Source organism: Citricoccus sp. (assembly GCF_035445025.1).
Lineage (GTDB): Bacteria > Actinomycetota > Actinomycetes > Actinomycetales > Micrococcaceae > Citricoccus.
On record NZ_DAOMPX010000149.1, the window covers coordinates 1 to 2,210 of the forward strand.

At 71.4% G+C, this 2,210-nt stretch carries 3 protein-coding genes; 2 read left to right on the forward strand and 1 reads right to left on the reverse strand.

Going from position 1 to position 2,210, the window contains the following annotated elements; genetic code table 11:
• Both PLJ28_RS15665 and PLJ28_RS15670 read left to right on the forward strand, forming a co-directional pair.
• Window positions 1-744: AMP-binding enzyme (locus PLJ28_RS15665; protein WP_502877102.1), on the forward strand; the 744-nt coding region annotated here is incomplete at its 5' end.
• A 386-nt stretch (window positions 745-1,130) separates the two neighbouring features.
• Entirely contained in the window at window positions 1,131-1,532 is a 402-nt protein-coding gene (locus tag PLJ28_RS15670) for a hypothetical protein (RefSeq protein ID WP_183527417.1), read from the forward strand.
• 52 nt (window positions 1,533-1,584) lie between these two features.
• Here the strand turns inward: PLJ28_RS15670 and PLJ28_RS15675 are convergent.
• The coding region (locus PLJ28_RS15675) for an IclR family transcriptional regulator (protein ID WP_324590419.1) at window positions 1,585-2,210 on the reverse strand (626 nt) is incomplete at its 5' end.

A 2,210-nucleotide genomic window follows, 5' to 3' on the forward strand; every position in this document is an offset into this window, starting at 1 on the left:
GACCTGCTGCTGGCCCCCACCTCGGGCGGCACGGACATCTGCGCCGCGTTCGTCGGCGGCAGCCCGCTGACCCCGGTCTGGGCGGGGGAGATGTCCTGCCGTCCGCTCGGGGTGGCCGTCGAGTCCTGGGATCCGGAGGGCCGACCGCTGCGGGGTGAGGCCGGGGAGCTGGTCTGCACCGCGCCGATGCCCTCCATGCCGGTGTTCTTCTGGGGCGACGAGGACTTCGAGCGCTACCGGGACAGCTACTTCGGCGCCTACCCGGGCGTGTGGCGCCACGGCGACTGGCTGGTGCAGACCGAGCGCGGCTCCTGGGTGATCACCGGCCGCTCGGACGCCACCCTGAACCGCGGCGGGGTGCGCCTGGGCACCGCCGAGTTCTACGCCGTGCTGGACGCCCTGCCCCAGGTCAGGGACACCATGGTGTTGCACTTCGAGGACGCCGGGGGCATGGGCAAGCTCGTCCTGCTGGCCGAACCGGAGGAGGGCGCGGACGAGGCGGCGCTGGAGCGGACCATCCGCACCACCCTGCGTACCGAGCTCTCCCCGCGCCACGTCCCGGACCACGTGGTGTTCGTCCCCGCGATCCCACGCAATCCCACCGGCAAGCGCCTGGAGATCCCGCTCAAGCGCATCATCCAGGGCGCGGTCCGCGGCGAGGTCATGGACGTGGGCATGGTCGCCCGGCCCGAACAGGTCGACGCCACGGTCAGCCGCGTCCAGCGGGCGCTGGCCGGGGCCTGACGCCCTTCAAGGTCACTTCTGGTGCGTGCCGGGCGTGGATCACGCCCGGCACACCGCCGGCGGGGTCCTCGGCCCTTCGACGCGGTGAGGCCATGTCGACTGTCCCGTCTCGAAGGCAGGAGGGGATGCACGCAATTCGGGGGTGACGCGTGCGTGACGAGTGGTTGACGAGTGCGCACCACCCTGTCGAGGGGCGAGAGCGGAAACTACGTTTGTACCGTGAGGACACGTCCACGTTCACCCCACCTCCGGTGACGATCATGAAGGAACACCCCGCGGCTCGCGCATCCTGACCGGCCGATGCGGGCACCAACCAGCACCCCGGGTCACGGATAGGCCCCGACCGGAGTGTGCGCGGCCGCCACTACCGCATGGGAGCGAGATCCATGACCGAACAGATCCTGCACCTCGAATCGATCTGCGACCCGAAGGCCACGATCCGGCATCTCACCGACTATCTCGGCCATCTGCGCGCGCACGTAGAGCCTGCTGACGAGGACACGCTCCCCCTCGACCCCCTGGAAGATCCCCCGGACGAGGCCGTCACCGGGTCAGGATCCGGCCCGTTCGGTATCGGCGCATGGAGCGTACAGGCGTTCCTCAGGGCCCGCGACAACGGAACCCTGATCACGCTCCGCGCCCTCGGGGAGAAGACGCCCTCCCGGGCCCTGAGCCGACGACACCCCACCATGTCCCTGACCAGCAGCGTCAGGAAGATGGAACACCTCGCGCGCCTGCTGCGGGCCATGGACGCGGGCGCCAGAATGCAGAGGTCGCATCACGCCTGACGGTGGATGGCGTCTGGACGTGACCCTCGGAGCCCGGCCGGCCGGGCGCAGGTCACTGGGCAAGCTCAGCGTGCCGCTGCTCGAGGATCCGGGCGGCGGCACGCAGGGTCTCCACGTGGTGGGGCAGATCGGCGCGGGTGAAGCGGAGGCTGGGGGTCGCCGTCGTGAGCCCGGCCAGCGGCCGCCCCAGCTCATCCACGACCGCCACGCCGACCCCCACCACGCCCTGCTCCGTCTCCTCGATGTTGGTGGCGTAGCCGTCCTGGCGGATGCGGGTCATCCGGCGCTTGAGCGTGGCCCGGGACTGGATGGTGGCCGTGGGCCAGTCAGGCAGTCCCGCCCGGAACAGCTCATCCAGCTGCTGGTTGTTGAGCCGGGACAACAGGGCCTTGCCGCCGGCCGAGGTGAACGCGGGCAGGACGTCCCCGGTGCGGGAGGCGATGCGCAGGGAGTGCCCGGACTCGATCCCGTCCAGGAACAGGATGTTCCCGCCGCGCAGCACCATCACCTGGACGGTCTCCCCGGTCTCGGCGCGGGCGAGCTCGAGGGCCGGGCGGGCGGCGTCGCGCAGGGCGGCCAGTGCGGGGGAGGTGACCGGGGAGGTCCGGAACGCCGGACCGACGAGGTAGCGGCGCAGGTGGTCCTGGCGGGCGAAGTCCCGGTGGACCAGCGCCGTCA